The organism is Pseudomonas sp. IT-P258 (genome assembly GCF_949767825.1).
GTDB classification, from domain to species: Bacteria; Pseudomonadota; Gammaproteobacteria; order Pseudomonadales; family Pseudomonadaceae; genus Aquipseudomonas; species Aquipseudomonas monachiensis.
Map to the genome: position 1 here is coordinate 1 of NZ_CATKPU010000100.1, position 255 is coordinate 255.

Sequence of the window (255 nt, forward strand, 5' to 3'; positions counted from 1 at the left end):
GGCGTCCTTGATGGTGACGGTGGTTTCCGGCTCGCCTTTACCGCTGACAGTCGTGCCATCGGCACTGACCACCAGGTCGGTCGGGGCTGCTGGAGCCGTGGAGTCGCCCGCATCGACAGTTGTCGGGGCAGACACGTTGCCCGCCGCATCGGTCAGCGTTGCACTCAGGGTTTCGCCGTTGATTTGCGGGGTGGTCAGCGTGACCTCGAAGGTGCCATCGGCGCCAACGGTACCGGTGCCAATGACGTTGCCATT

The 255-nt window shown here is 64.3% G+C and carries 1 protein-coding gene; it reads right to left on the minus strand.

Features of this window, described 5'->3' with window-relative positions:
* On the minus strand, positions 1-255 hold a 255-nt coding region (locus ACM6G4_RS27430), incomplete at both ends, for an Ig-like domain-containing protein (RefSeq protein ID WP_414915020.1).